Genomic DNA, 22,962 nt, shown 5'->3' on the forward strand with positions numbered 1-22,962 from the left:
GACGTCATGGGAGGGGCCTGGGACTGGCTGGCGGACGGAGCCAACTGGTCCGGTGAGAACGGGGTGTGGCACCGGCTCGCCGAGCACGTCTGCGTCAGCGGCATCGCGCTCGCCGTCGCCTGCGCGGTGGCCCTGCCCGTCGGGCTGTGGCTCGGCCACATCGGCCGGGGCGGGGCGCTCGCGGTCAACGTCTCCAACGCCGGGCGCGCCGTGCCGGTGTTCGCGGTGCTCGCCCTGTTCATGGTCTCGCCGCTGCGCAGCGCGGGCTACCTGCCCACGGTCGCCGCGCTCGTGCTGTTCGCCGTACCGCCCCTGCTGACCAACGCGTACGTGGGCGTGCGCGAGGTCGACCGGTCCGTGGTGGAGGCGGCCCGCGGCATGGGCATGTCCGGCGGCCAGCTGTTCCTACGGGTGGAACTGCCGCTCGCACGACCGCTGCTGATGACCGGACTGCGTTCGGCCGCCGTCCAGGTCGTCGCCACGGCCACGATCGCGGCGATGGTCGGCCAGGGCGGCCTCGGTCGGATCATCACCGCCGGCTTCAACACGTACGACACGCCGCAGGTCGTCGCGGGCGCCCTGCTCGTGGCGGCGCTGGCCCTGCTGGTCGAGGGCGTCCTCGTGGCGGCGGAGCGGCTGCTGGCCCGGCCGGCGGCGCGCTGACCGCGGTCGGGCCCCGGCCCGGCCGTTCCCCTTCCCGTTCGCACCCATCCCTCCGGAGGAGCACGACATGCACAAGTCCAGCCGGGTCCCGGCCGTGGCCCTCGCGGCGGTGGCCCTCACCGCCTCCCTCACCGCCTGCGGCGGCGCGAGCCTGGAGCAGAGCAAGGAGTCCGGCGGGTCCGCGTCCGCGTCCGGGGACGGCTCCGGGAAGGGGAAGCTGGTGATCGGCGCGGCCGGTTTCACCGAGTCCAGCGTTCTGGCGGAGCTGTACGCGCAGGTGCTCCGGGACGCTGGCTACAGCACCTCGGTCACCACGGTCAACAACCGCGAGCTCTACGAACCGTCCCTGGAGAAGGGTGAGATCGACATCGTCCCCGAGTACGCGGCCACCCTCGCCGAGTTCCTGAACGCCAAGGTCAACGGCCCGAAGGCACCCCAGGACAAGCCCGTCGCGTCCAGCGACCCGGCGGCCACGGTGGCCGGGCTGGAGAAGCTGGCGGGGCCGCTGGGCCTGAAGGTGCTGCCGGCGGGCTCGGCGGTCGACCAGAACGCCTTCGCGGTGTCGAAGGAATTCGCCCGGAAGAACAACCTCCGGACCCTCTCCGACCTCGGCAGGTCAGGGCTGAAGGTGAAGATCGCGGCCGGCGACGAATGCGCCGTACGACCCTTCTGCGCACCGGGCTTGAAGGCCACGTACGGAATCGACGTCTCCGGGATCGACCCGAAGGGCGTCGGCACCCCGCAGGCCAAGCAGGCCGTGAAGGACGGCGCCGACCAGTTGGTGCTCACCACGACCACGGACGCCACCCTCGACAGCTACGACCTCGTCCTGCTGGAGGACGACAAGAAGCTCCAGCACGCCGACAACGTCCTGCCGGTGGTCAATGCCAAGGACGCGGGCGCCCCGGAGATCGCGGCCGCTCTGGACAAGTTGACCAAGACCCTCACCACCGCTGACCTCGTCGAGCTGAACGGCCGGGTCGACGCCCGGCGCGAGAAGCCGGCGGACGCCGCGAAGGCCTACCTGAAGGCCAAGGGGCTGATCGGGGGGTAGCGGACGACGGGCGCGGGGAGGGGCGGATAACTGCCCGGGAACAGATTGTCGGCCGGCCATCCCAAGCGACCCCCACGCCCTGTAAATTTCTGGCCATGCCCCGAGGACGCCACCGCAATCCCGAGCCCCTGCACCGGCTGCTCACTCCCACGGCCGTGGCCGGTGTTTCCCTCACCAGTGCGACCGTGGCTTGGCTGCTCGCGGATCCCGTGGCGCTGCGGCTGCTCGTGGCGCTGGCCGCGGCCGTGGGCGTCGCGGGTGCCGCCGTCCTGCGCACGTGGGACCGTGCGGCCGGGCGGCGGGTCGCTGAGCTGGCCCGCGAGCGGGTCAAGGACGAGTGGAAGACCGACGAGCGCATGGCCGAGCTGGAGTCCGAGCTCGAAGAGGCCCGGGTGCTGCGGGGACGGCTCGACGCCAAGCTGCGGGCCAAGCGGGTCGAACTCGCCGGGCTGCGGGGCGAGCACGCGGCGCTGCTGCGCCGGTACGCCACGGCCGAGACCGAGCGGGCCAGCGCCCTGGAGGGCCGCCGGCTGCTGGCCATCGAGGCGTCCGCGGGGCCGGCGGTCGGCCCGCCGAAGGAGCTCCCGCCGGTGACCGAGGAGCGCACGTCCAGCGGCGCGCCGACCGCGGTCGGCTACGCCCGGGCCCACGCGGCGCTGAGCGCCCTGGTCCGCAAGGCCGAGGCCGGTCCGGCGGGTCCGGAAGGCCCCGGGGGGCCGGGTGCCCGGGCCCCGAGGCCCGCACAGCAGCAGCCCGGCCAGCTCCCGTTCGGGCAGGTCCGTTCCGCGCTCCCGGCCGGACAGCAGCAGTCCGCCCCGGCAGCGCAGCGGCAGCCCGGCCCGGCCGGCGGGCAGCAGTCCGGCACCGGCCGGGACGCCGGCTCGGGGACGCAGGACGCCGGGTCCGGGGCCCCTGCCGCCGGCTCCGCCCTCCCGGCGCGCCGCCCCGCGGGGCCGGTGGCTCCGTACCAGGCCGCACGCCGCCCGGCCGCCCGCGCGGTCGGCGGTTTCGACTTCTTCGGTACCAAGAACGCCGACCGGGCGCGCGCGGCGATCGAGTCGGTCCAGAACGAGGACCTGGCCGACGTGGTCGGGGAGGAGGCCCTGGCCGTCCACAAGGCGGAGTCGGACCGGGCCGCCGCCGGGGCGGAGGCCGCTCCGGCCGCTCCCCGGCAGGGCGGGGCGAACCAGGTCATCGACCTGACGGAGCACGACGAGACCGAGCCGATCGACGTGGGCCGCCTGCGCAGCGCGATCTCCTGACTGCCGCCCGCCGCCCGCCGCCCGCCGCCCGCCGGCAGGCGGCAGGCGCCGTGTCGTCAGACGGGGTTGCGCAGGGACCGGACCGTGCGCGCCAGTGTCGGCTCCGCGCCCGCGGTGTCCAGGGCGGAGCCGAGCACCTCGGCGTACGTCGAGCGCGCGGCGGCGTACTGCTGCCGCCCCTCCTCGGTGATGACGGCGTACACCCCGCGCTTGTCGTCGGGGCACAGGTCCTTGTACGCGTAGCCCGCCGCGTCCAGCCGGCCCACCAGGCGGGTCACCGAGCTCTGGCCCAGCCCGACCCGGTCCGCGAGCTCCTGCATCCGCAGCTCCCCGTCGGAGGCCTGGGACAGGTCCTCCAGCGCCCGGTACTCCGAGAGGCCCATCCCGTGCCGGCGCTGGAGGGCCTGCCCCAGATGGCGCTCGACGCGGGCGTGCAGCGTGAGTACCCGGTCCCACATCGCCTGGTCGGACGAGGCGGTCGGGGCGCTCGAAGGTGTCGTCATGGCGGACTGTCCCCTCATCTGGCGTATCTGACGGTGCATTGACAGGAAGTTACTTGCTCAAGCAAGCTTATCGCGTCACCGATCACCCGACCAGGGGTGAATGCGGCGGCATATTCCATGCACGTACAAGCAACTATCTGGAGGTTCTGTGTCCGCCACCCCGACGAGCCGTGCCGCGAGCCCCTCCGCTCCCGCCTCGACCTCCAAAGGCTGGGCCTGGCTGCTGTTCTCGTCCCTCTTCGAGATCACCTTCGCCCTGAGCACCGAGGCCACCGACGGGTTCACCCGGCCGGGACCCTCGCTCTTGACGGCAGCCGCCGCGGCCGCCGGCATCTACACGCTCTCGCAGGCCCTCAAGACCATCGACGTCGGCGTCGGCTACACCGTCTGGTCCGGCATCGGCGCCGTCGGCACCGTAGTCCTCGGCACCGTCGTCTACGGCGAGTCGCTGACCGTGTGGAAGGTCCTCGCCTTCCTCCTCATCATCGGCGGCGCCCTCGGCCTGCGGATCTCGGACACCCTCGCGGCCAGGAAGGACGCCGCCGCGGCCGACGCCCCTGTCGCCCGCTCCGCAGCCTGATCCCCGCAGCCTGACCCCCGCGCCCCACCGCGCCGCACATCCCTCTCCCTCAGAAGGACACCTGCCATGACCTGGGTCTACCTCGGTATCGCCATCCTCTTCGAGATCGCCTTCGCCCTCGGCACCAACGCCACCAAGGGCTTCACCCGCCTCTGGCCGTCCGTGCTCACCCTGGGCGCCGCCGCCGGCGGCATCTACACCCTCTCGCTGGCCCTGCGGGACCTGGACGTCAGCGTCGGTTACACCATCTGGACCGGCCTCGGCGGTGTCGGCACCGTCGTGCTCGGCACGGTCATCTTCAAGGAGAAGATCACCACCGCCCGCCTGCTCTCCTTCGCCTCGATCATCGGCGGCGCGCTCCTGCTGCGCCTGACCTCGGTCTGACCGGGGTCGTAGCCGTGCTCACGGGTAGGCGAGCACCACGTTCACGGCGGCGACCTCCAGGAGCAACTGCACACCCAGGGCGACCCGCTGGACCGTCAGCCGGGGTGCGGCCAACGCCACCACGAAGGTGAGCAGCACGCCGCCGACCAGCGACAGGAAGAGCGCGCCGGGGAAGGGCTCGCAGCCTCCGTACATCAGGCACTTGCTCGCCTCCGACGTGGTCAGCAACGCCAGCTTCGCAAGGAACAGGACGGGCAGGAACAGCGCGAAGGCGATCCCGGACCACCGCCGGGTCCGCTTCGAGGCGGCGTCCTGCGGTGTGGCGGGGGCGGGGGGCTGCTGGTACCAGGTCATGGCGCCATCCTGTCCCGCCCGGGGAGGACGGGGATCCGTGCGACTACTCAGTTCCGGGGCCCGCCGTACTCACCGGCCGTGCGGGACCGGGGCGCACACGGGCGCGGCGTGCCGGGGCGGTCCGGGTGCCAGGCCCTCAGAACAACGGGAGTTGGCCCGGCAGGTCCGGCAGGACGAAGCCGTCCAGCGTCGGCGCGGACGCGCCGAGCACCACCCGGGCCCGGGACCCGGGGCAGGACACCATGCCGCCGCGGTCCCGCCCGGCGGGCGGATCGTGCCGGGCGATCCGGCCGGCGGTCACGGCGCAGTCGCGCCCGCATGCGGGACAGGCTCGTCGGGGGGAATGCGCCATGCCCCCAGTGTGCCGCCCCGCACCGACAACGCCCCCGCCGGGGAGACCGCCCGCTAGGCCCCGGCTTCCGCGCCCGCCCGGGCCCCGGCCTCCGTCTCGGCCCCGGCCCGGTCCCCGGTCCCGTTGCCGGCCCGGTCCGCGCGGGAGGCCAGCCACGCCGCGTGGGCCCGGCCGACCCGCTCCCACAGCGACTCCCGGTCCTCCGGCGTCAGGTCGTCGAGCGCCCGCTCGAACAGCCCGCCCACCACCGACCAGAACTCCCCGGGGGTGTCCAGGATCCTTTCGCTGGTCCCCTTCGCCGGGTCGATCCGGCTGAGCACCCGGCCCCGCAGCGTGTCGATCCCGTGCGCGTCGCGCCGCAGCATCGCGAAGGTCCGTACGAAGCCGGAGTCCTCGGAGGTGGACAGCCGCTCGTGCGTTGCCTCGAAGTCGGTCGTCGCGACCGGCGCCGCCAGGAAGTTGACCACCGGGCACGGCCCCGCGTCGTTGAGGTACCGCCAGCCGGGCTCGTCGCCCTCCAGCGGGGCCAGCCCGTACGTGAACGCCCCCTGCCGGTGCGTCCCGACCCGCAGCGGCAGCGGCTCGTACGGCCCGTCGCCCAGCCCGGCGTCGACGAAGTACTCCTCGCCGTCCACCCGCACGGTCAGCGCCAGGTGGTCCCCGCTGACGTCCTGCCGGTCACGGTCCGCAGGGCCGAGGACGCCCGCCCGGTGCCGGGTCACGTCGTAGCCGAGGGACTCCAGCAGCAGGGCGAACGCGCCGTTGAGGTGGAAGCAGTACCCGCCGCGCCCGTCGGCGAAGCGGCGCACCGACAGCGAGGGGTCGATGCCGGGCGGCCGGCCGAGCTGGATCTCGACGTTCTCGTACGGAATGCGCTCCAGGTGGGCGCGCTGGAGCGCGAAGAGCGCCTCGGTGGTGGGCCGCGGCGGCTCCGCGAAGCCGAGCCGCCGCAGGTATCCGTCGTAACCGTCGCATATGCCTAGGGTGGTCATTCCCGCACCCTAGGCGCTGACGGCCCCCGTTTTCCCGCGAGTTGTCCGTCCGCGACTACTTGTCGATGTCGCCGACGACGAAGAACAGCGAGCCCAGGATCGCCACCATGTCCGCGACGAGCGTGCCCGGCAGCAGCACCGACAGGGCCTGGATGTTGTTGTAGGAGGCCGAGCGCAGCTTCAGCCGGTACGGGGTCTTCTCGCCCTTGGAGACCAGGTAGTAGCCGTTGATGCCGAGCGGGTTCTCGGTCCAGGCGTACGTCGCCCCCTCGGGTGCCTTCAGGACCTTCGGCAGGCGCTGGTTGATCGGGCCGGGCGGCAGCTGCGCCATCCGGTCCAGGCAGGCGTCGGCCAGGTCGAGGGAGTTGTGCGTCTGGTCCAGCAGGCACTCGAAGCGGGCCAGGCAGTCGCCCTCGGGCCGGGTGACCACCTCCAGGACGTCCTGCAGCTCGCCGTAGGCCAGGTACGGCTCGTCGCGGCGCAGGTCGAAGTCGACGCCGGAGGCGCGGGCGATCGGGCCGGAGACCCCGTACGCGTGCACCGCCTCGGCGGACAGGATCCCGACGCCGCGGGTGCGGCCGCGGAAGATCTCGTTGCCGTGGACCAGCTTGTCGTACACGTCCATCCGGCTGCGGACGTCGGCGATCGCGGCGCGGGCCCGGCCGAGCCAGCCCGCCGGCAGGTCCTCCTTGAGGCCGCCGACGCGGTTGAACATGTAGTGCATGCGGCCGCCGGAGATCTCCTCCATGACGGCCTGGAGCTCCTCGCGCTCACGGAACGCGTGGAAGATCGGGGTGATTCCGCCCAGTTCGAGGGGGTACGACCCGAGGAACATCAGGTGGTTCAGCACCCGGTTGAGCTCGGCGAGCAGGGTCCGCATCCACACGGCCCGCTCGGGGACCTCCATGCCGAGCATCCGCTCGACCGCCATGACCACGCCGAGCTCGTTGGAGAACGCCGACAGCCAGTCGTGGCGGTTGGCGAGCATGACGATCTGCCGGTAGTCGCGGGCCTCGAAGAGCTTCTCGGCGCCGCGGTGCATGTAGCCGACCACGGGATCGGCGCTCACGATGCGCTCGCCGTCCAGGACGAGGCGCAGGCGCAGCACGCCGTGCGTGGAAGGGTGCTGCGGTCCGATGTTGAGCACCATGTCGGTGCTCTCCGCCGCTCCGCCGATGCCGACCGTGGTCTCCGTCATGGCCGCATTCTCTCAGCCCGGCGCCGGATCTCCTCCTCTGGTCCCACGGGGCGGATCCCGGGGGCGCCCTAGGGTGGGGGACATGAACAAGGGGACGGGGACGGACGGGGCGGGACCCGACTGGGTGGGTCTTCAGGGCGGGCTGCTCACGGTGCGGAGGCTGCTGCTGGCGGTGTGGATGCTGGCCCTCGCGGGCGCGACCGCCCTGGCGCTGTGGCTGTTGGCCGGCCCGGTGTGGGCGGCGGCCGGGGCGTTCTGGCTCGCGGTCCTGGCCTGGGGGTGGGGGCTGCTCGAACGGAACTGGCGGTCCTGGCGCTACGCCGAGCGCGCCGATGACCTGCTGATCAGCCGGGGCGTGCTCTGGCAGGGGCAGACCGTGGTCCCGTACGGGCGGATGCAGCTGGTCGAGGTGACCTCGGGGCCGTTGGAACGCCGCTTCGGGCTGGCCTCCGTCCAGCTGCACACGGCGGCCGCGGCGACCGACGCGAAGATCCCCGGCCTGCTGCCGGCCGAGGCCGAGCGGCTGCGGGACCGGCTCGCGGAGCTGGGCGAAGCACGGTCGGCGGGCCTGTGACCGCCGGGTCCGCGGAGGAGACCGGGCCCGTCGGCTCCCACCCCGTCGCCGTGCCCGCTGCCGTTCCCACCGCCGTGCCCGCGGTGCCCGGACCGGCCGCCGAGCGGCGACTGCACGTGCTCACCCCGCTGCGCCGCGCCTGGGTGCCGATCGCCGCCACCGCCGGCGTAGTGGCTCAGCAGGGAGAGCGGCTGGCCGAGTGGATCGAGGACCTCACCCCCGCCGTGCGGGCCGTGGTGATCGCCGTCCTCGTCGTCGTCTTCGGCATCTACGGCTTCCTGAGCTGGTGGTTCACCCACTACTCGGTCACCGACACCGAGCTGCGCATCCGCAGCGGCCTGGTCTTCCGGCGCACCGCCCACATCCGGCTGGACCGGATCCAGGCCGTGGACGTCACGCGTCCACTGCTGGCCCGGATCGCCGGGGTCGCCAAGCTCCGGCTCGACGTCATCGGCACCGAGGACAAGGACGAGCTGGCCTTCCTCAGCGAGCACGAGGCCGTGGCGCTGCGGGCCGAGCTGCTCGCGCGGGCGGCCGGCTTCGCCCCCGAGGAGGCTGCGGCGGTGGGCGAGGCCCCGCAGCAGGAGCTGCTGCGGGTGCGGCCCCAGGACCTCGCGGTGGCGCTCGCCCTCACCCTCGGCACCTGGGCGGCGGTACCCCCAGCGGTGGTCGCGCCACTGGCCGTCTGGTGGTTCAGCGGCAGCGTCTGGGCCACGCTCGGCACACTGGTGCCGATCCTGGGCGGCATCTGGGCGGGCTCGGTCGGCCGCTTCCTGGAGGAGTACGACTGGCGGGTCGCCGAGTCCCCGGACGGGCTGCGGATCGACCGCGGACTGCTGGACCGGGCCCACGAGACCGTGCCGCCGGGGCGGGTGCAGTCCCTGCGGATCGTCGAGCCGCTGCTGTGGCGGCGGCGGGGCCTGGTCCGGGTGGAGCTGTCCGTGGCCGGCTCGAAGAACGGCGTCCTCGTCCCGGTGGCCTCGCGGGCCACCGCCCGGGCGGTGATCGCCCGGGTCCTGCCCGGTGTGGACCCGGACGCCCTCGACTTCCGCCCCTCCCCGGGGGCCCGGGCGCGCTGGGTGGTCCCGGTGTGGTGGAAGGGGTACGCGCTGGCCGTCTCCGGAGAGGTGTTCGCGGCCCGGCGCGGGCGGCTGTGCCGCCGTACGGAGCTGGTCCCGCACGCGAAGGTGCAGAGCGTCCGGCTGATCCAGGGCCCGTGGGAGCGGGCCCGCGGTGTGGCCGACGTCTGCGTGGACACCGGTGCGAACACCACGGTCACGGCCCGGGTGCGGGCCGCGGACGAGGCCGCGGCCCTGCTGGAAGCGCAGGCGGACCGTTCGCGCACCTCCCGCGCGGACGCCCGCCCGGACCGCTGGATGACCTGACCTGACCTGCCCCGACCTGACCTGACCCGGGCGGGGGAGGAGACGGCCGGGCGGAGGCGGGCCCTACGCGGGCCCGGCCCCGCCCCCCGCCCGGACCAGGCCGGACTCGTACGCGAGGACGACGACCTGCACCCGGTCGCGGAGGTTCAGCTTGGTCAGGATGCGGCCCACGTGCGTCTTGACCGTGGCCTCCGACAGCACCAGCCGGCCCGCGATCTCACCGTTCGACAGGCCCTGGGCCACCAGCAGCATGACCTCCCGCTCGCGCTCGGTCAGCCGCTCGATCTCCTTGTTCTGCGGCTCCTTGGTCCCGGTCGGCAGCATCGGCGCGAACCGGTCCAGCAGGCGCCGGGTCGTCGAGGGGGCCACGACGGCGTCCCCGCTGTGCACCGAGCGGATCGCGGCCAGCAGCTCCGCCGGCGGGACGTCCTTGAGCATGAAGCCGCTCGCGCCCGCCTTCAGCCCGGAGAAGGCGTACTCGTCCAGGTCGAAGGTGGTCAGGATGATCACCTTGGGGTGCTCGGGCCGCTCGCAGATCCGCCGCGTGGCCTCGACCCCGTCCAGCCGGGGCATCCGGACGTCCATCAGCACCACGTCCACCTTCGTGGACCGCAGCACATCCAGCGCCTCCAGGCCGTCTCCGGCCTCGGCGACCACCTCCATGTCCGGCTGGGCGGCGAGCACCATGCGGAAGCCCGTCCGCAGCAGCACCTGGTCGTCGACGAGCATGACTCTTACGGAATTCGCCGGCGTGGGCGCATCAGAGGCGGTCATGTGGCGAGCATACGCAGCGGCCCGGTCCGCGGGAGCAGTGGCGGCACGTCAGCCCTTCTTCAACGGCAGCAGCGCGCTGATGCGGAAGCCGCCGCCGGGCCGCGGGCCCGCGTCCAGGGTGCCGCCGACCATGCCGACCCGCTCGCGCATGCCGATCATCCCGTGCCCGGCGCCGTCGGCGCCGCCGTCCGCGTACAGCTCGTGGGCCGCGCCGCGGCCGTCGTCCTCGACGAGCAGGCCGAGCCCGTCGTCGAAGTAGACCAGTCGGACGCTCGCCTTCGCGTCCGGGCCGCCGTGCTTGCGCGTGTTCGTCAGCGCCTCCTGCACGATCCGGTACGCGGTCAGTTCGACGCCGCTGGGCAGCTTGCGCGGGGCGCCCTCCACCTCGAAGTCGACGTCGAGGCCGGCCGCCCGCACCTGCTCGACCAGAACCTCGATCTGCTCGACGTCCGGCTGCGGGACGTAGTCCTCGGACTCCTGCGGCTCCCCGGTGCGCAGCACGCCCAGCAGGCGGCGCATCTCCGCCAGGGCCTGCCGTCCGGTGCCGGAGATGGTCTGCAGGGCTTCCTTGGCCTGCTCCGGGGCCACGTCCATGACGTACGCCGCCCCGTCCGCCTGCACCACCATCACCGACACGTTGTGCGCGACGACGTCGTGCAGCTCGCGGGCGATCCGGGCGCGCTCGGCGGCGACGGCCACCTTGGCCTGGGCCTCGCGCTCCTTCTCCAGCCGCTGGTTCCGCTCGACGAGCTGGGCGTAGTAGGCCCTGCGCGTGCGCAGGGAGTCGCCGAGCACCCAGGCGAGGGCGAACGGGACCATGGCGAACAGCGTGAACAGGACGTCGTCGGTGTTGTCGCCCTTGTCGACGGCGAAGCGCAGCGCGTACAGCGGGGAGGCGGCCAGTCCGATGCCGAGCGCGGTGCGCGACAGGATGCGCGGCAGCTCGGCGGAGGCGGCGACGGTGTAGAGGATGACCAGCATGGCGAAGTCCGCGGTGTGGGACTCGACGCCGGCCAGTAGCTGGTAGGCGGCGGTGCCGACGGCCAGCCAGAACATCTGCAGCGTCCACCTGCGGCGCAGGGCGACGACCACGCCCATCGCGATCACCGAGGGGACGGCGAGCAGCTTCGAGGCGGCGTCGTGCGCGCCGCTCCCGGCGACCTCCAGCAGGGCGATCCCGGACAGGAGGACAGCCCAGAAGGTGTCGACGCCCGTCGGGTGTCTGCGGAGGAAGTCGTAGAGGCGCTGCACGTAACCCAGCGTAGGCAAAGAAGATAGGTGCTGGAGTCAACCACAGGTGCGATCCGTGATCCGGGGGCGTACTCCGCAAGGTGGAGGACGAGCTTAACGTGTGGGGGATGAGCATTCAGGGCGAACCCAGGGGTCCGGTCGGCTGGCGGACGGCGATGGAGGCCGCGCTGTACGGGCCCGGCGGCTTCTACGTCCGCCCCGGGGGCCCGGGTCCCGCCGGCCACTTCCGCACCTCCGTGCACGCCTCGCCGCTGTACGCGGGCGCCGTGGCCCGGCTGCTGTGCCGGGTGGACGGGCAGCTCGGCCACCCGGAGGGGCTCGACCTGGTCGACGTCGGGGCCGGGCGCGGGGAGCTGCTGGCCGGGGTGCTCGCCGCGCTGCCGGAAGCGGTGGCGGCGCGCGTGCGCCCGTACGCGGTGGAGAAGGCGGAGCGGCCGCTCGGCCTGGACCCGAGGATCCGGTGGGCGGCCGAGCCGCCGCCGGGGGTCACGGGCCTGCTGTTCGCCAACGAGTGGCTGGACAACGTACCCCTGGACGTCGCACAGGACGGGTACTACGTGCTCGTCGCCCCCGACGGTACGGAGAGCCGGGGCCCGGCGGTCGACGCCGCCGACCGGGCCTGGCTGGAGCGGTGGTGGCCGGGGCCCGGCCGGGCCGAGATCGGGCGGGCGCGGGACGAGGCCTGGGCCGCGGCCGTCGCCACGCTGGAGCGGGGGCTGGCGGTGGCCGTGGACTACGCCCACACCCGCGGCGGCCGGCCGGCGTTCGGGACCCTGACCGGCTTCCGGGAGGGCCGGGAGGTGGCCCCGGTCCCGGACGGCAGCTGCGACGTCACCGCCCACGTGGCCCTGGACTCCTGCGCGGGACCGGGCGCGGTACTGCTGACCCAGCGGGAGGCGCTGGCCGCGCTCGGCGTCTCGGGCACCCGGCCGCCGCTCGCCCTGGCCTCGTCGGACCCGGTGGGCTACGTCCGCGCCCTGGCCGAGGCGGGGGAGGCGGCCGAGCTCACCGCCCGCGGCGGGCTGGGCGACTTCGGCTGGCTGGTGCAGCCGGTCGGCGTGACCGCCTGGCCGGACTGAACCGCCGCGGCCGGGCCGGCGCCCCGGCCCTGCACACGCCGCACACGCCGGAGGGGCCGGCAGGGCCCGACCCCTCCGTTCACCCGCGGGTTACTGCTACTCCGTCACCTCGTGGCCGTGGCCGTCGTGCAGGCCGCCGCCGCTGCCCGCGCCGCCACCGGTCGGCTGCGAGACCACCGGCTTCGACAGCGGCGCCAGGTCGTGGGCGTAGTGGCCCACCGCATCCGCGATGACGTCCACGTTGATGTCCAGGGCCTTCTGGTCGATGTTCTTCAGGTCATCGCCCTCGGCGTGGTAGTTCGGGTCGTAGGCCACGCCGGCCTGACCGCCGAACTTCGCCGCCTGCGCCTCGGTCTTGATGCCCTCGGCGCCGGTGAAGGTGCCGCCCGACGGAATGCCGACCTCGATGAACGGGCCGTAGTCCGAGCGGCCGGTGAAGTCCGTGCCCTCGTGCGGGATGCCCTTCGAGTCGAGGAAGTCCGTTATCCCCCGCTCCAGCTGGGCGGAGCCCTCCGGGCCCGGTCCGGCGCCGACGCCGTCGGAGTCGTCGCCGTCGTAGACGAAGTAGGCCGGGTTCGGCGAGCCGATCATGTCGAAGTTCAGGTACAGCTTGATCTGCTTCTTCTGCGCCTCGGTCAGGCCGCCGACGTACGCCTCGGATCCGAGCAGTCCGAACTCCTCGGCCGACCACCAGGCGAACTTCACCTTGTTCTTGATCTTCTTCTGGTCGTGCGCGAGGCGCTGCGCGACCTGGAGGATGCCGGCCGAGCCCGAGCCGTTGTCGTTGATGCCCGGCCCGGCGGAGACCGAGTCGAGGTGCGCGCCGAGGAACACGGTGTTGTTCTCGTCGCCGCCCTTCGTCTCGGCGATGACGTTGAACGTCTTGCGCTGCTCCCGCAGTTCGCGGATGTCCAGGGTGACCTCGACCGGGCCGGCCGCGGCCTCGGCGGCGAGCCGCTGGCCCTCGGCCTGGGTGATGCCGCCGGTCGGGATCTTGCCCGCGTTCGGGTCCCCGAGGGTGCCGTTGAGGGCGCCGTCGGTGTTGTTGTAGATGACCGCGCCGACGGCTCCGGCCGCGGCGGCGTTGGCCTGCTTGACGGCGAAGGTGCAGCCGCCGCGCTTGACGAGGGCGATCTTGCCGGTGAAGGCGCCCGCGGCGAAGTCGCCGGGCTCGCAGCCGTTGGTGCCGTCGGCGTCGACGGGCGCCGCAGCGACCTGCGCGGTGATCCCCGCTTCGGGGCCGCTCGCGGTGTACGTCATCAGCTCGATCGGCACGTCGCGGCCGTTCGCCCCGTTGACCTTCAGGGTCTCCGCGACGGTCTCGACGTACGTGAACTCGAACTCGTTGCGCGAGACCTCGTACCCGGCGGCCTTCAGCACCGCTTCGACGTACTGGGCGGACTGCACGTGGCCCTTGGAACCGGCCACGCGGTTGCCGTTGTTGTAGTCGGCGATGGACTGGAAGACCTTCAGATGGTTGTAGGCGCCTTTGCCGGTCGAGTCCTTGACCAGCTTCCTGGCCAGTGCGTCCGCCCGGGCTGCGTCGCTCTGCGGGCTGGTGGCGCCGGCCGGGCCGGCCAGGAGCAGCGGCGAGACGAGGGTGGCGGCGGCCAGGGCGGCGGTCGCTGCGGCTATGCGGCGTGAGGGCATGAAGGTCCTTCCACGACAGGTGCGAGCAGACAGACGGACGACGATGCGCGGTACGTGGGGGGAGTGGTGGACGCACGTTATAGACGGGCAGGCGGATCTGGCCAGAGTTTTCGCTGATTCCGGTTTGTGAATTCCGTATATCGGTGCATCTGCGCAGTAAGGAACCGGCCACCGTTAGCGCAGGATGCCCTCGATGAAGTCGGGACCGATCCGGGCAACGACCCCTAGATCCAACTGGTGCTGGGCATAACGGCCCTGACGTCGCGTATGGAGCAGTCCGGCCTTCTTCAGTACGGACAGGTGCCGTGACACCTCCGGCGGGGTGATGCCGTGCACGGTCGCCAGCTCGCTCGTCGTGTACGGCGCGCGGCCCAGGCTCCGGCACAGCAGCATCCGCATCGGGTGGGCCAGGGCCTCCATCCGACGCTGGAGCAGCTCCACCGAACCGGGTGACGGCAGTTCGGGGTTGCGCACCGGGTAGTGGACCACCGGCCGCCAGCCGGGGGCGTGCAGCACGAGCAGGTGCGGCCAGCCGAAGTGTGTCGGGACGAAGACCAGGCCGGGGCCTATCTCCGGATCGGTCGCGGTCGCGGTGCCGTGGACCATCTTGTCGGCGGTGATGGTGGTGCGGGCCTCGTCGACGCTCAGGGCGGCCGAGACCTCCTTCAGGACGGCGGACAGCCCCTTGCGGCGCAGCACCTCCGTCTTGTGCCGGGCGTCCGCGGCCTGCTCGGGCTCTATCCGCCGCCAGGTCTCGGCGAAGAAGGCCTCGTCGCAGTCCTCCAGGAGCCGGCGCATCCACACCCGTACGCCGGCGGTGTCGTCCAGCAGCCGCAGCGAGAACTCCAGCCGGCCGGGTCCACGGGCGGCGGCCGTCTCCAGCACCTTGGCCCGGGCACCGGCGTCGGTCAGCGGGGAGGGCCCGCCGCCCTCGTTGTACTGCGCCAGCCAGCAGTGCTCCAGGGCGGCCATCACGAACCGCTCGTCGTCCAACTCGTCGAGTACGTCGAGTTCCTCGGTCAGGGTCGCGGCGGGCCGCCCGGTGCCGCCGGGGACGCCGGCGAAGGCCATGAAGATGTCCGAGAAGGAGCTGCGCCACATGAAGTCGCCCTCCAGCAGCCGGTCCGCGAGGCAGGGGTCGAGCCCGGCGGCGGTGGCGGCGGTCCAGGAGGCGAGGCCGGGGTGGTGCGCGGGCTGGGAGAGCGCGTGCAGGGTCATGCAGAGCTCGGCGAGCGGCGAGGGGGCGAAGGCGATGTGCTCGTCGGAGAGCCCGGCGATGTCGATGGTGACGCTCATCGGCCCATTCTGGCCGCCGCCGCCCCCGATCCGGGACTGCCGCGGCCACCGGCGCGGCGTGGCCCCCACCCCTGTCCCCCTGAGGGCGGCCCACGGGCCTGCGCCGCTGGTCAGCGCGTCGATTGACCAGCAGCGTCAATCGACGAGCGGGCTGCCGCCGGAGGGTTCAGGGTGGAGGTATGACAGCGATCGAGCAGTACCTCATCGACACCTTCCGGGCCTGCCAGCAGGGTGCGCCGATGCCCCCGCCGCCGGGCCGCGACGACGTCGCGGTGGTGCGGGCGGCCCGGAACTACCAGCAGTTCCGGGCCGTACTGGACGGCCGGGCGGCACACCACCCGTGGCGGGCCGCCGTCCGCCGCCTCCTGAGCCGCCCCAGGCCGTGCTGACCGGCCAGCCGGCCGCTACCCCGGGCGGCGGCCCACCGGCCCGGGACGAGGGCCCGGGCCCACCGGCTCAGGAGAAGTTCGGCGCGTTGCGCTCGTAGACCAGGCGCAGCCCGATCAGCGTCAGCCACGGCTCGTGGTCGTCGATCACCGAGGACTCGCCGAGCACCATCGGCGCCAGCCCGCCCGTGGCGATGACCCGGACGTCGTCCGGATCGCCGTGCGGGCCCGCCAGTTCCCGGGCCATGCGGGCGACGACCCCGTCGACCTGGCCCGCGAAGCCGTACACCACGCCCGACTGCATCGCCTCGACCGTGGACTTGCCGATCACGTGCCGCGGCCGGGCCAGCTCGATCTTGCGGAGCTGGGCGCCGCGTACGCCCAGGGCCTCCATCGAGATCTCTATGCCAGGGGCGATCACCCCGCCCACGTACTCGCCCTTCGCGGACACCGCGTCGAAGGTGGTCGCCGTGCCGAAGTCGACCACGATCGCCGGGCCACCGTAGAGGTCGACGGCCGCGACCGCGTTGATGATGCGGTCCGCTCCCACCTCCTTGGGGTTGTCCATGAGGATCGGCACGCCCGTCTTGATGCCCGGCTCGACGAGCACCGCGGGGACGTCGCCGTAGTAGCGGCGCGTCACCTCGCGGAGCTCGTGCAGCACCGACGGGACCGTCGAGCAGATCGCGATGCCGTGGATGCCGTCGCCCAGCTCGCTGCCGAGCATCGGGTGCATGCCCATCAGGCCCTGCATCAGGACGGCCATCTCGTCGGCCGTGCGGCGCGGGTCGGTGGAGATGCGCCAGTGCTCGACGATCTCGTCACCGTCGAACAGGCCGAGCACGGTGTGGGTGTTGCCGACGTCGATGGTGAGCAGCACCGGTTACACCGCCTCGCGCAGGTCGAGGCCGATGTCCAGGATGGGCGAGGAGTGCGTCAGCGCGCCGACGGCCAGGAAGTCCACACCGGTCTCGGCGTACGCGCGCGCGTTCTCCAGGGTCAGCCGGCCGGAGGACTCCAGGATCGCCCGGCCCTTGTTGTGCTCCTTGTTCAGGATCACGGCCTCCTCGGTCTCCATCGGCGTGAAGTTGTCGAGGAGGATCAGGTCGGCCCCGGCGTCCATGACCTCGCGCGCCTGGTGCAGGGTGTCCACCTCCACCTCGATCGGCACCTCCGGGAACGCCTCGCGCACGGCCCGGAACGCCTCCGCGACCCCGCCGGCCGCGACCACGTGGTTGTCCTTGACCAGCGCCGCGTCCGACAGGGACATGCGGTGGTTCACGCCGCCGCCGCAGCGCACCGCGTACTTCTCCAGCGAGCGCAGGCCGGGCGTGGTCTTGCGGGTGTCGCGGACCTTGGCGCCGGTGCCCTCCAGCACGTCCGCCCAGCGGCGGGTGGCCGTCGCGATGCCCGACAGCCGGCACAGGATGTTCAGTGCGCTGCGCTCGGCGGTCAGCAGGTCACGGGTACGGGCCCGCACCGACAGCAACACGTCGCCCTTCTTCACGCCGTCGCCGTCCTCGGCGTGCCGCTCGACTTCGAAGGCCTCGCTGCACGCGACGGAGAACACCGCCTCGACGACGCGCAGCCCGGCCACGACGCCGTCCTCGCGGGCGACGAAATCGGCGACGGCCTCGGCGTCCTCGGACACGGTCGCGACGGTGGTGACGTCCACGCCGCCGTCGAGGTCCTCGGCGAGCGCCATGTGGGCGATGTCCTCGACCTCGACGGGGTCGAGGCCCGCCTCGGCCAGCAGCGCGGCGAGCGCCGGGTCCAGGCCGCTCTCCTCGCCGTCGCCGCAGCCGCAGTCGTCGCCGCAGCCGCCTTCGTTCTGCTCGATCAGGGGGAGTTCGGGGGTGCTCACGATGCCTGCTCCTGGCTCAGGGGGTGCTGTACGGACGGGAGGTCCGCAGAGTCGGTGGGGATGACGACCAGGGCCCGCTTCTCGGTGCGGGACAGCCTGACGACGAGGTGGCGGCGCCAGGCGGCGTCGTCGCGCTCGGGGAAGTCCTCCCGCCAGTGGCAGCCCCGGGTCTCCTCGCGCCGCAGGGCGGCGGCGACCAGGACCCGGGCCACGCACAGCAGGTTCGTGGCCTCCCACGTGTCGGTGCCCGGCACGGCGGTCTTGCCGTTCGTCTCCAGGGCGGTGAGCGCGGTGGCGTACAGGTCCTCCAGGGCGGCGGCCGCCGCCCGCAGGGACCCGGCCGAGCGCAGCACGCCCGCGCCCTCCGTCATGATGCGCTGGACCTCGTAGCGGGCCTCGGCGGGCTGCAGCGGGCCCGTCGAGGGGACCGGTATGCCCGGACCGCTGCCCGACGGGGCGTTCGCGACGATGTCCTCGGCGATGCGCTCGGCGAAGACCAGCCCTTCCAGCAGGGAGTTGGAGGCCAGCCGGTTCGCGCCGTGCACACCGGTGCAGGCGACCTCGCCGCACGCGTACAGGCCGGGCACGGTGGTGCGGCCGTACCGGTCGGTGCGGACACCACCGGAGGCGTAGTGCGCCGCGGGCGCCACCGGGACGGGCTCGGTCACCGGGTCGATGCCGTGGGCCCGGCAGGCGGCCAGGATGGTCGGGAAGCGGTGCTCCCACATCTCGGCGCCGAAGTGCCGGGCGTCGAGGTACATGTGCTGCGCACCCTGCTCCTGCATGCGGCGCATGATGCCCTTGGCCACGATGTCGCGCGGGGCCAGCTCGGCCAGCTCGTGCGCGCCGACCATGAAGCGGACGCCGTCCGCGTCGACCAGGTGCGCGCCCTCGCCGCGGACCGCTTCCGAGACCAGCGGCTGCTGGCCCTCGGCGTCCGGGCCCAGGTACAGCACGGTGGGGTGGAACTGCACGAACTCCAGGTCGGAGACCTCGGCCCCGGCGCGCAGCGCGAGCGCCACGCCGTCGCCGGTGGACACCGACGGATTGGTGGTGGCGGAGAACACCTGGCCCATGCCGCCGGTCGCGAGGATCACGGCGGGCGCGTGGACGGCGCCGACGCCGTCGTGCTGGCCCTCGCCCATGACGTGCAGGGTGACGCCGGCCGTGCGGCCCTCGGCGTCCTGCAGCAGGTCCAGGACCAGCGCGTTCTCGACGGTCTCGATGCCGGCCGCGTGCACGGCCTCGACCAGCGCGCGGGAGATCTCGGCGCCGGTGGCGTCGCCGCCCGCGTGCGCGATCCGCCGCCGGTGGTGGCCGCCCTCGCGGGTGAGCTCGATCTCCCCGGTCTCGGCGGAGGTGTCGAACACGGCACCGGAGGCGATCAGTCGGCGCACCGCGTCGGGCCCCTCGGTGACCAGGAGCCGGACGGCGTCCTCGTCGCACAGGCCGGCGCCCGCGACCAGGGTGTCGTCCAGGTGCTGTCCCGGGGTGTCGCCCTCGCCGAGCGCGGCGGCGATCCCGCCCTGGGCCCAACGGGTGGAGCCGTCGTCGAGCCGGGCCTTGGTGACCACGACGGTACGGCGGCCCGCGGCGGCGCAGCGCAGTGCGGCCGTCAGACCCGCCACGCCCGAGCCGACGACCACGACGTCGGCCTCGACGGCCCAGCCGGGGGCGGGCGCGTGCAGCCGTATGCCGGTACCGGCGGGTCCTGTGCCTGGGGTGCTCACGAGTGTGCTCCGAACTCCAATGGGATGTTGTCGATCAGCCGGGTCGTGCCGACCTTCGCGGCGACGGCCAGCACGGCACGCCCGGTGAAGTCGGAGCCGACGTCGGTGAAGTCCTGCGGGTCCACCAGGGCCAGGTAGTCCAGGACCAGCGGCGGCTCGTGCCGGCCCGCCTCCTCCAGGACGTGCCGGGCGGCGGCCCGTACGGCGTCCGGCAGACCGGTGCCGGGGGCCGCCGCCGCGGACGACACGGCGTGCGCGTCGGCCGAGGCCCGGATCTCGCCCAGCCGGGCCAGGGCGGTGGCCCGCTCGTCGCTGGCGGGGGCCGCCTCGGCGCGGGCGCGCAGCGCGGCCTGCGCGGCGAGCCGGTCGCGGCCCGCGAACAGGGCGCGGGACAGGGCCAGGGCGGTGCGCCGCTCGGGGACGGACAGGTAGCGGTTGCGGGACGACAGCGCGAGCCCGTCCTCCTCACGGACGGTCGGTACGCCGACCACCTCGACGGGGAAGTTCAGGTCGGTCACCATCCGCCGGATCAACGCCAGCTGCTGCGCGTCCTTCTGGCCGAACAGGGCCAGGTCGGGGCGGGTGAGGTGGAGCAGCTTGGCGACGACGGTCAGCATGCCGTCGAAGTGCCCGGGCCGGGTGGCGCCCTCCAGCCGGGTGCCCATCGGGCCGGCGCTGATCCGCACCTGGGGCTCCCCGCCGGGGTAGACCTCGTCGACGGCCGGGGCGAACACGGCGTCGGCGCCCGCCGCGCGGGCCAGCTCCAGGTCGGCGTCGAGGGTGCGCGGGTAGCGGTCGAGGTCCTCGTTCGCCCCGAACTGCAGCGGGTTGACGAAGACCGTGACGACGACCTGGCCTCCGGGCCCGGCCAACTCCCGGGCCGCCCGGACCAGGGTGGCGTGCCCCTCGTGGAGGGCGCCCATCGTCATGACGACCGCCCGCGGCCCGGAGCCGGAGCGCGGGAGCTCCGCGAGCTTCTCCGCGGTGTCGATCAGCAGCAGGTCGTGGCTCACCGGCCGTCGCCCCCTTCGGGTCCCTCGGTGCCGTTCGGGTCCCGCCCGACCGGGCCGGCGTCCGCGCCGGCGCCGTCCGCGAGCACCCCCAGCAGGTCCTCTGCCAGCTCGGGCTTGAGCAGACCGTGCGCCAGGGCCCGGTCCGCCGTCGTACGGGCCATCGCCAGGTACCCGGCGAGCGTCCCCGGGGCGTGCCGACGCAGCTCCGACACGTGTGCGGCGACCGTCCCGGCGTCGCCGCGGGCCACCGGCCCGGTGAGCGCGGCGTCCCCCGAGCGCAGGGCGTTGTCCAGGGCCGCGCCCAGCAGCGGGCCGAGCATCCGGTCGGGGTGCTCCACGCCGGCCTTGGCCAGCAGTTCCATCGCCTGGGCCACCAATGTGACCAGGTGGTTCGCGCCCAGCGCGAGGGCGGCGTGGTAGAGCGGGCGGTTCGCCTCCGCGATCCACTCCGGTTCACCGCCCATCTCGATCACCAGGGCCTCGGCCGCGAGCCGCAGCTCGTCGGGGGCCGTGACGCCGAAGGAGCAGCCGGCGAGCCGCTGCACGTCGACCTCGGTGCCGGTGAACGTCATCGCGGGGTGCAGGGCCAACGGCAGCGCGCCCGCCCTGCGGGCCGGGTCCAGGACGGAGGCCCCGTACCGGCCGGAGGTGTGCACGAGCAGCTGCCCGGGCCGGACCGCGCCGGTGTCGGCGAGCCCCTGCACGAGGCCGGGCAGGGCGTCGTCGGGCACGGTCAGCAGCACCAGGTCGGCCAGCTCCAGCACCTGCGCGGGCGGTACGAGCGGCACGTCGGGCAGCATCCGCTCGGCGCGGCGGCGGGAGGCGTCCGAGACGCCGGAGACGGCGACCGGGCGGTGCCCCGCCTGCTGGAGGGCGCGGGCCAGGGCCGGGCCGACCCGGCCGGCCCCGACGACACCGACGGTCAGCCGGGCAGGTCGGGCGGACGGATCCCGGGGTTCCGTCTGATGGGGTGCGTTCACGCGGGGTGGGCCTTCCGTTCCAGTCCGCGGGGGTACCGGACGATACGCCGCCATGCTAGCCCCTGGGCGCCAGGGGCGATCGGCGATGATCTGGGCCATGAACGATGACATCGAGCGGGTGAACCGGCTGGTCGCGGCGGGGCGGTCGGCCGGGCGCAAACTGTGCGGCGGTGTGCGCGAGACCACGGTCGGCGAGTTGCTCGCGGAGCTGGCCGCGCCCGACCCCGACGAGCCCGCCGACCTCTACGGCGACGGCGTCGTGGCCAGGCTGGAGGAGCGGGTCGCCGAACTCCTCGGCACGCAAGCGGCCGCGTACTTCCCGTCGGGCACGATGGCCCAGCAGGTCGCCCTGCGCTGCTGGGCGGGCCGCACCGGGAACCCGGTGGTCGCCCTGCACCCGATGAGCCACCCCGAGCTGTGGGAGGGCGGGGCGCTGTCCCTGGTGTCGGGCCTGCGCACGGTGCACCCCACGCGGGAGCCCCGCCAGCCCACCGCGGAGGAGGTCGCCGACCTCGCCGAGCCGTTCGGCACGTTGATGGTGGAGCTCCCGCTGCGCGAGGCGGGCTTCCTGCTGCCGTCCTGGGAGGAGCTGGAGGAGCTCGTCGGCGCGGCCCGGGAGCGGGACGCCGTCGTCCACTTCGACGGGGCCCGGCTGTGGGAGGCCACCACCCACTTCGGCCGGCCCCTGCCGGAGATCGCGGCCCTCGCCGACTCGGTGTACGTGTCCTTCTACAAGTCGCTGGGCGGGCTCAGCGGAGCGGCGCTCGCGGGCCCGTCCGCCCTGGTCGCCGAGGCGAAGGTGTGGCGCCACCGGTACGGCGGCCAGATCTTCCGCCAGTTCCCGCAGGCCCTGTCGGCGCTCGCCGGGCTGGAACGGGAGCTGCCGCGGCTGCCGTCGTACGTGGCGCACGCGCGCGTGGTGGCGCAGGGGCTGGGGGAGGGCTTCCGCGCCGCGGGGGTCCCCTGGTTCCGGATCCACCCGGAGGTGCCGCACACCCACCAGTTCCAGGTCTGGCTGCCGTACGGGGCGGACCGGCTCACGGATGCGGGGATCCGGCTCGCGGAGGAGACGGGCACCGTCCTGTTCCGCGGTTGGGAGCCGGCGCCCGTACCCGGCCTGTCGGTGACGGAGGTGACGGTCACGGAGCCCGGCCTGGCCTGGACCGGCCAGGACGCGGCCGTTACCGCCGCCGCCTTCCTCGACCGCCTCTAGCCGCCTCCAGCCGCCCTGTGCGGCTCCCGAGGGGGCCCGTCCACCGCTGCGCCGCAACCCGGCACGCCGGGCGCGACGCACCGAATTCGGCCGAAGTGGCCGACTCGGGGCCCGCCCGGGGTTACCGTCCCACCACGGGCAGCACCAGCCCGTCCATCGGAGGAGAGACACCATGACCGCTGACCCCGAGTGGCAGAAGTCCTCGTACTGCGGAGAGGGAGAGGCCTGCGTCTACGTGCTCGCCACCCCCGGGCACCTCGTCCGCGTGGCCGATCGCGCCGACCCGGCCCACCTCGTCCTGGCCACCACGCAGGCCGCCTGGGCCGACTTCCTGCGCGCCGTGAAGGAACACGGCTGACCGTCGCCGCCCGCCCGCGGCCGGCCCTGCTGTTGCTCCCGCCGCGCCGGAATCACGGCGATCAGGG

The 22,962-nt window shown here is 73.7% G+C and carries 25 protein-coding genes; 11 read left to right on the forward strand and 14 right to left on the reverse strand.

Translation table 11 applies throughout. From position 1 onward, the window contains the following. The first annotated feature begins 6 nt into the window (after nt 1-6). The 3 genes from ACFV7Q_RS05375 to ACFV7Q_RS05385 all read left to right on the forward strand — a co-directional run bounded on the left by ACFV7Q_RS05375 (nt 7) and on the right by ACFV7Q_RS05385 (nt 2,979). Nucleotides 7-663 (forward strand): ABC transporter permease, encoded by a 657-nt coding sequence (locus tag ACFV7Q_RS05375; protein WP_385423865.1) that lies wholly within the window; start codon nt 7-9, stop codon nt 661-663. Nucleotides 664-730: 67 nt separating this feature from the next. Beyond that, nucleotides 731-1,717 (forward strand): ABC transporter substrate-binding protein, encoded by a 987-nt coding sequence (locus ACFV7Q_RS05380; RefSeq protein ID WP_385423795.1) that lies wholly within the window; start codon nt 731-733, stop codon nt 1,715-1,717. A 95-nt stretch (nt 1,718-1,812) separates the two neighbouring features. After that, complete coding sequence (locus ACFV7Q_RS05385) at nt 1,813-2,979, forward strand: hypothetical protein (protein ID WP_385423797.1); 1,167 nt, start codon at nt 1,813-1,815, stop codon at nt 2,977-2,979. Between the two features lie 56 nt (nt 2,980-3,035). Here ACFV7Q_RS05385 and ACFV7Q_RS05390 read toward each other — a convergent pair whose 3' ends face one another. Beyond that, a complete protein-coding gene (locus tag ACFV7Q_RS05390; protein ID WP_385423799.1) occupies nt 3,036-3,482 on the reverse strand; it encodes a MarR family winged helix-turn-helix transcriptional regulator in 447 nt (148 codons plus the stop codon). Nucleotides 3,483-3,630: 148 nt separating this feature from the next. Between ACFV7Q_RS05390 and ACFV7Q_RS05395 the strand changes: the two genes are divergently transcribed. Together ACFV7Q_RS05395 and ACFV7Q_RS05400 are read left to right on the forward strand one after the other, a co-directional pair. After that, the gene (locus ACFV7Q_RS05395) at nt 3,631-4,062 is read left to right on the forward strand and encodes a DMT family transporter (RefSeq protein ID WP_385423801.1); all 432 of its coding nucleotides are present in this window, start codon (nt 3,631-3,633) and stop codon (nt 4,060-4,062) included. Between the two features lie 66 nt (nt 4,063-4,128). Continuing rightward, nucleotides 4,129-4,446 carry a DMT family transporter gene (locus ACFV7Q_RS05400; RefSeq protein ID WP_385423803.1) on the forward strand — a complete coding sequence of 106 codons (318 nt, stop codon included), beginning with the start codon at nt 4,129-4,131 and terminating at the stop codon, nt 4,444-4,446. A gap of 18 nt (nt 4,447-4,464) precedes the next feature. Here ACFV7Q_RS05400 and ACFV7Q_RS05405 read toward each other — a convergent pair whose 3' ends face one another. The 4 genes from ACFV7Q_RS05405 to ACFV7Q_RS05420 all read right to left on the reverse strand — a co-directional run bounded on the left by ACFV7Q_RS05405 (nt 4,465) and on the right by ACFV7Q_RS05420 (nt 7,342). Continuing rightward, nucleotides 4,465-4,800, reverse strand: coding sequence for a hypothetical protein (locus ACFV7Q_RS05405; RefSeq protein WP_385423805.1), 336 nt, complete (start codon nt 4,798-4,800; stop codon nt 4,465-4,467). 136 nt (nt 4,801-4,936) lie between these two features. Next, nucleotides 4,937-5,152 carry a hypothetical protein gene (locus ACFV7Q_RS05410; RefSeq protein ID WP_385423807.1) on the reverse strand — a complete coding sequence of 72 codons (216 nt, stop codon included), beginning with the start codon at nt 5,150-5,152 and terminating at the stop codon, nt 4,937-4,939. A gap of 53 nt (nt 5,153-5,205) precedes the next feature. Further along, entirely contained in the window at nt 5,206-6,144 is a 939-nt protein-coding gene (locus ACFV7Q_RS05415; RefSeq protein ID WP_385423809.1) for an arylamine N-acetyltransferase, read from the reverse strand. Nucleotides 6,145-6,199: 55 nt separating this feature from the next. Further along, nucleotides 6,200-7,342 (reverse strand): NADH-quinone oxidoreductase subunit D, encoded by a 1,143-nt coding sequence (locus ACFV7Q_RS05420; RefSeq protein ID WP_385423811.1) that lies wholly within the window; start codon nt 7,340-7,342, stop codon nt 6,200-6,202. Between the two features lie 82 nt (nt 7,343-7,424). Here ACFV7Q_RS05420 and ACFV7Q_RS05425 point away from each other — a divergent pair, with 82 nt between their 5' ends. Together ACFV7Q_RS05425 and ACFV7Q_RS05430 are read left to right on the forward strand one after the other, a co-directional pair. Next, nucleotides 7,425-7,916: a PH domain-containing protein gene (locus tag ACFV7Q_RS05425; RefSeq protein WP_385423813.1), complete on the forward strand. Its 492-nt coding sequence runs from the start codon at nt 7,425-7,427 to the stop codon at nt 7,914-7,916. Next, the gene (locus ACFV7Q_RS05430; RefSeq protein ID WP_385423815.1) at nt 7,913-9,301 is read left to right on the forward strand and encodes a PH domain-containing protein; all 1,389 of its coding nucleotides are present in this window, start codon (nt 7,913-7,915) and stop codon (nt 9,299-9,301) included. Before ACFV7Q_RS05425 ends, ACFV7Q_RS05430 begins: the two co-directional genes overlap by 4 nt. 63 nt (nt 9,302-9,364) lie before the next feature. On the opposite strand, the gene ACFV7Q_RS05435 is transcribed toward ACFV7Q_RS05430, so the two are convergent. Together ACFV7Q_RS05435 and ACFV7Q_RS05440 are read right to left on the reverse strand one after the other, a co-directional pair. Next, on the reverse strand, nt 9,365-10,075 hold the full coding sequence (locus ACFV7Q_RS05435) for a response regulator (protein WP_385423817.1): 711 nt from the start codon (nt 10,073-10,075) through the stop codon (nt 9,365-9,367). Nucleotides 10,076-10,123: 48 nt separating this feature from the next. Then, complete coding sequence (locus ACFV7Q_RS05440; protein WP_385423819.1) at nt 10,124-11,326, reverse strand: sensor histidine kinase; 1,203 nt, start codon at nt 11,324-11,326, stop codon at nt 10,124-10,126. Between the two features lie 107 nt (nt 11,327-11,433). Here ACFV7Q_RS05440 and ACFV7Q_RS05445 point away from each other — a divergent pair, with 107 nt between their 5' ends. After that, entirely contained in the window at nt 11,434-12,405 is a 972-nt protein-coding gene (locus ACFV7Q_RS05445) for an SAM-dependent methyltransferase (protein ID WP_385423821.1), read from the forward strand. A gap of 96 nt (nt 12,406-12,501) precedes the next feature. Here ACFV7Q_RS05445 and ACFV7Q_RS05450 read toward each other — a convergent pair whose 3' ends face one another. Together ACFV7Q_RS05450 and ACFV7Q_RS05455 are read right to left on the reverse strand one after the other, a co-directional pair. Beyond that, the gene (locus ACFV7Q_RS05450) at nt 12,502-14,055 is read right to left on the reverse strand and encodes a M28 family metallopeptidase (RefSeq protein WP_385423823.1); all 1,554 of its coding nucleotides are present in this window, start codon (nt 14,053-14,055) and stop codon (nt 12,502-12,504) included. A gap of 174 nt (nt 14,056-14,229) precedes the next feature. Next, nucleotides 14,230-15,351: a DUF5937 family protein gene (locus tag ACFV7Q_RS05455; RefSeq protein WP_385423825.1), complete on the reverse strand. Its 1,122-nt coding sequence runs from the start codon at nt 15,349-15,351 to the stop codon at nt 14,230-14,232. Nucleotides 15,352-15,530: 179 nt separating this feature from the next. Between ACFV7Q_RS05455 and ACFV7Q_RS05460 the strand changes: the two genes are divergently transcribed. Beyond that, nucleotides 15,531-15,740, forward strand: coding sequence for a hypothetical protein (locus ACFV7Q_RS05460; protein WP_385423827.1), 210 nt, complete (start codon nt 15,531-15,533; stop codon nt 15,738-15,740). 67 nt (nt 15,741-15,807) lie between these two features. Here ACFV7Q_RS05460 and ACFV7Q_RS05465 read toward each other — a convergent pair whose 3' ends face one another. From ACFV7Q_RS05465 to ACFV7Q_RS05485, 5 genes are read right to left on the reverse strand one after another with little or no spacing between them, the layout of a single operon-like run. Then, on the reverse strand, nt 15,808-16,617 hold the full coding sequence (locus ACFV7Q_RS05465; protein WP_385423829.1) for a type III pantothenate kinase: 810 nt from the start codon (nt 16,615-16,617) through the stop codon (nt 15,808-15,810). Nucleotides 16,618-16,620: 3 nt separating this feature from the next. Beyond that, complete coding sequence (gene nadC / locus ACFV7Q_RS05470; RefSeq protein ID WP_385423831.1) at nt 16,621-17,601, reverse strand: carboxylating nicotinate-nucleotide diphosphorylase; 981 nt, start codon at nt 17,599-17,601, stop codon at nt 16,621-16,623. Further along, a complete protein-coding gene (locus ACFV7Q_RS05475; RefSeq protein WP_385423833.1) occupies nt 17,598-19,331 on the reverse strand; it encodes an L-aspartate oxidase in 1,734 nt (577 codons plus the stop codon). The genes nadC and ACFV7Q_RS05475 overlap by 4 nt, the downstream gene beginning before the upstream one ends. After that, nucleotides 19,328-20,344: a pantoate--beta-alanine ligase gene (gene panC / locus ACFV7Q_RS05480; RefSeq protein ID WP_385423835.1), complete on the reverse strand. Its 1,017-nt coding sequence runs from the start codon at nt 20,342-20,344 to the stop codon at nt 19,328-19,330. Before panC ends, ACFV7Q_RS05475 begins: the two co-directional genes overlap by 4 nt. After that, nucleotides 20,341-21,324, reverse strand: a complete 984-nt coding sequence (locus ACFV7Q_RS05485) for a Rossmann-like and DUF2520 domain-containing protein (protein ID WP_385423837.1) — start codon at nt 21,322-21,324, stop codon at nt 20,341-20,343. Before ACFV7Q_RS05485 ends, panC begins: the two co-directional genes overlap by 4 nt. A gap of 97 nt (nt 21,325-21,421) precedes the next feature. Here ACFV7Q_RS05485 and ACFV7Q_RS05490 point away from each other — a divergent pair, with 97 nt between their 5' ends. Then, entirely contained in the window at nt 21,422-22,537 is a 1,116-nt protein-coding gene (locus ACFV7Q_RS05490; RefSeq protein WP_385423839.1) for a threonine aldolase family protein, read from the forward strand. A 172-nt stretch (nt 22,538-22,709) separates the two neighbouring features. After that, nucleotides 22,710-22,895 carry a DUF397 domain-containing protein gene (locus ACFV7Q_RS05495; protein WP_385423841.1) on the forward strand — a complete coding sequence of 62 codons (186 nt, stop codon included), beginning with the start codon at nt 22,710-22,712 and terminating at the stop codon, nt 22,893-22,895. The last annotated feature ends 67 nt before the right edge of the window (nt 22,896-22,962 follow it).

Origin of the sequence: Streptomyces sp. NPDC059851 (genome assembly GCF_042732005.1) — a bacterium.
Taxonomy (GTDB): Bacteria; Actinomycetota; Actinomycetes; order Streptomycetales; family Streptomycetaceae; genus Streptomyces.

Excerpts from the sequence above, each read along its gene's own strand:
- ACFV7Q_RS05375 (WP_385423865.1), top strand. The coding sequence starts at position 7 with ATGGGAGGGGCCTGGGACTGGCTGGCGGACGGAGCCAACTGGTCCGGT.
- ACFV7Q_RS05380 (WP_385423795.1), top strand. The coding sequence starts at position 731 with ATGCACAAGTCCAGCCGGGTCCCGGCCGTGGCCCTCGCGGCGGTGGCC.
- ACFV7Q_RS05385 (WP_385423797.1), top strand. The coding sequence starts at position 1,813 with ATGCCCCGAGGACGCCACCGCAATCCCGAGCCCCTGCACCGGCTGCTC.
- ACFV7Q_RS05390 (WP_385423799.1), bottom strand. The coding sequence starts at position 3,482 with ATGACGACACCTTCGAGCGCCCCGACCGCCTCGTCCGACCAGGCGATG.
- ACFV7Q_RS05400 (WP_385423803.1), top strand. The coding sequence starts at position 4,129 with ATGACCTGGGTCTACCTCGGTATCGCCATCCTCTTCGAGATCGCCTTC.
- ACFV7Q_RS05405 (WP_385423805.1), bottom strand. The coding sequence starts at position 4,800 with ATGACCTGGTACCAGCAGCCCCCCGCCCCCGCCACACCGCAGGACGCC.
- ACFV7Q_RS05410 (WP_385423807.1), bottom strand. The coding sequence starts at position 5,152 with ATGGCGCATTCCCCCCGACGAGCCTGTCCCGCATGCGGGCGCGACTGC.
- ACFV7Q_RS05415 (WP_385423809.1), bottom strand. The coding sequence starts at position 6,144 with ATGACCACCCTAGGCATATGCGACGGTTACGACGGATACCTGCGGCGG.
- ACFV7Q_RS05420 (WP_385423811.1), bottom strand. The coding sequence starts at position 7,342 with ATGACGGAGACCACGGTCGGCATCGGCGGAGCGGCGGAGAGCACCGAC.
- ACFV7Q_RS05425 (WP_385423813.1), top strand. The coding sequence starts at position 7,425 with ATGAACAAGGGGACGGGGACGGACGGGGCGGGACCCGACTGGGTGGGT.
- ACFV7Q_RS05435 (WP_385423817.1), bottom strand. The coding sequence starts at position 10,075 with ATGACCGCCTCTGATGCGCCCACGCCGGCGAATTCCGTAAGAGTCATG.
- ACFV7Q_RS05445 (WP_385423821.1), top strand. The coding sequence starts at position 11,434 with ATGAGCATTCAGGGCGAACCCAGGGGTCCGGTCGGCTGGCGGACGGCG.
- ACFV7Q_RS05450 (WP_385423823.1), bottom strand. The coding sequence starts at position 14,055 with ATGCCCTCACGCCGCATAGCCGCAGCGACCGCCGCCCTGGCCGCCGCC.
- ACFV7Q_RS05455 (WP_385423825.1), bottom strand. The coding sequence starts at position 15,351 with ATGAGCGTCACCATCGACATCGCCGGGCTCTCCGACGAGCACATCGCC.
- ACFV7Q_RS05460 (WP_385423827.1), top strand. The coding sequence starts at position 15,531 with ATGACAGCGATCGAGCAGTACCTCATCGACACCTTCCGGGCCTGCCAG.
- ACFV7Q_RS05490 (WP_385423839.1), top strand. The coding sequence starts at position 21,422 with ATGAACGATGACATCGAGCGGGTGAACCGGCTGGTCGCGGCGGGGCGG.
- ACFV7Q_RS05495 (WP_385423841.1), top strand. The coding sequence starts at position 22,710 with ATGACCGCTGACCCCGAGTGGCAGAAGTCCTCGTACTGCGGAGAGGGA.